At 47.3% G+C, this 2,056-nt stretch carries 3 protein-coding genes and 1 tRNA gene; 2 read left to right on the forward strand and 2 right to left on the reverse strand.

Translation table 11 applies throughout. The annotated features are described in order from the left end of the window. A partial coding sequence (locus WH277_RS00250; protein WP_339503669.1) for a DUF4411 family protein occupies positions 1 to 261 on the forward strand: 261 nt, incomplete at its 5' end. An 87-nt stretch (positions 262 to 348) separates the two neighbouring features. Beyond that, positions 349 to 663 (forward strand): DUF1294 domain-containing protein, encoded by a 315-nt coding sequence (locus WH277_RS00255; RefSeq protein ID WP_339456235.1) that lies wholly within the window; start codon positions 349 to 351, stop codon positions 661 to 663. A 372-nt stretch (positions 664 to 1,035) separates the two neighbouring features. Here the strand turns inward: WH277_RS00255 and WH277_RS00265 are convergent, their stop codons facing one another. Together WH277_RS00265 and WH277_RS00270 are read right to left on the reverse strand one after the other, a co-directional pair. Continuing rightward, positions 1,036 to 1,371 (reverse strand): type II toxin-antitoxin system HicB family antitoxin, encoded by a 336-nt coding sequence (locus tag WH277_RS00265; RefSeq protein WP_339455462.1) that lies wholly within the window; start codon positions 1,369 to 1,371, stop codon positions 1,036 to 1,038. A gap of 247 nt (positions 1,372 to 1,618) precedes the next feature. After that, positions 1,619 to 1,703: transfer RNA gene (locus tag WH277_RS00270), tRNA-Leu, on the reverse strand. Positions 1,704 to 2,056: the final 353 nt, after the last annotated feature.

A 2,056-nucleotide genomic window follows, 5' to 3' on the forward strand; every position in this document is an offset into this window, starting at 1 on the left:
CAGATACTGATCGATGTGATGGCTGGTGACTACAACCCACGGGACCGTGATAACTTTTTGGCTAAAGCAGACCCATGGATTATTGCAAAAGGTAAGTCCATGGGAGCGACAGTGATCACCCATGAGACACTGTTTCCGGCAAATACACGAAAAGTTAAAGTTCCCAATATCTGCCAAAAACTGCAGGTTCCCTGCTTAACAACCTTCCAGTTTTTACGAAAATTGAATGCACGCTTTGTGCTTGAGAAAAGCCAGATTTAATGCAGCCAGTGAAACTAAATAAAGTTTCCCTTCTTTATGAGTGAGGAGCGCGGTGCCAATTAAATAAAACTGAATCTATTCTATTAACTGCTTCTGGCCTTAACAGCACTGGGCAGCACATTTCTGCCTCCCCCATTTGTAATATGGTTCCTGCTTGCAAGCACACTGACATGTCTTATCTATGGATGGGATAAACTGGCTGCCCGCAAAGGCTGGCGCAGAGTGCCTGAGTCTACTTTGCTAGTGTCTGGCTTCCTGGGGGGATGGCCTGGGGCGATAGTCAGTCAGCAACTCTTTCGCCATAAAACGCAAAAACAGCCGTTTAAAATCTGGTTTGCCATCACAGTCATCCTTAACCAGGTCTTACTGCTGATAGCTACATATGATTTTTATTTTCGTTGACCAATGTCATACGAAACCCTGGCTGAGCTGCTCCATTGTTCAACTAAACCACCGTCACCAACGTGCTAATATTCTTTCTCTTAAACCAAAATATGGCAATAATATTAGCACTTTCGCATACTATTTCGACAAAGGCCTTCTGCTGTATGCTGTGATCTGAGCAAGCTGTAACTCGTCCTCGCAATCAATGCAGGCCTGATTAAAATCACGCATCGTTATGCGGGATGGCACCAATGCTGAATACTCCAGAAGCTGCGCAGTGAATAGCTTCAAAGGCAGGGGTTTTAAATTTACGCTTTGCGGTCATTGCGGATCTCCATCCGTTCTTTGCAGTCGATCCGCTGCATTAATCTTAAGGATCACATCCAGCGATCAACCATGCGCAGCTTTGATAAGCGCGTCGTTGATCCATTGATTAACGCTTTTGCCAGCGACTTCCGCTGCAACATTAATAGCGGAATGGATCTCAGGAGCAATGCGCAGACTAATTTTACCACTCGCCGGACGGAGCGGTTCACGCCCCTGTGCGGCGCAATAGGAAATATAGTCATCCACGCTCTCTTCAAATGCTTTTCGCAGTTCGACTACATTGTCAGCGTGGAACCCAATGATATCCCTGATACCCGCTACGTGGGCCACAAGGCAATGATCTTCTTCACAATATTCAATCCTTGCCGAATAACCTTTATATGTCATGGTATTCATCATGGTGTTACTCCTACCGCTATTAAAAATACCTTCGCATCACGAACCTGGTGCGCTTTAGCCTCTTTTTTTGCCCGCCACAAGACCCTTAATGATATCAAAAAGTGATATCAACCCAAATTCAAAAACTATAGCCCTAATAACAGAGCTTAGAGGCTGGCACATACACGACGGGGGATCAAGAAGTGGTTAGGTAAATTGCAGACACAAAAAAACCACCTTTCGGTGGCTTCAATGTTCATACGCTTTATGGTGCCGAAGGCCGGAATCGAACCGGCACATCTCTCGATGGTTGATTTTGAATCAACTGCGTCTACCGATTTCGCCACTTCGGCACTGAAGGGTATGCGGAAAACGTTGTGGATTATACCGTTACCGCCTGCATACGCAACCCTATTCCGCAGGGTCTGCGTCTGAGTGCTGAAAAAACGTGCGCCGGGCCAGCGTATTGATATCCCGTTCGGGCGTGGCTTGCCCCGCCCCTGTGATGTTTCAGTGCAGATAATTCTTAAACCCTGGACCATAATGGCTGTACGGCGCTGTGCAGTGGAACTCACCCGCTCTCCGGCAGTCGGAACAATCAGATATCAGCGCGTGGCCAGGAGGGCGGCGTGCGTCACATCACATCGAATAGGGCTAACAATGAAAGCAGCAATGAAATGGGTTCTGGCAGGTTCAGTGGCCACCG

It is taken from the genome of Erwinia sp. MYb416, from assembly GCF_037479575.1.
GTDB classification, from domain to species: Bacteria; Pseudomonadota; Gammaproteobacteria; order Enterobacterales; family Enterobacteriaceae; genus Erwinia; species Erwinia rhapontici.

What these genes read in the sequence shown, in the direction of transcription:
- WH277_RS00265 (WP_339455462.1), bottom strand. Translation starts at nt 1,371, where the DNA reads ATGATGAATACCATGACATATAAAGGTTATTCGGCAAGGATTGAATAT.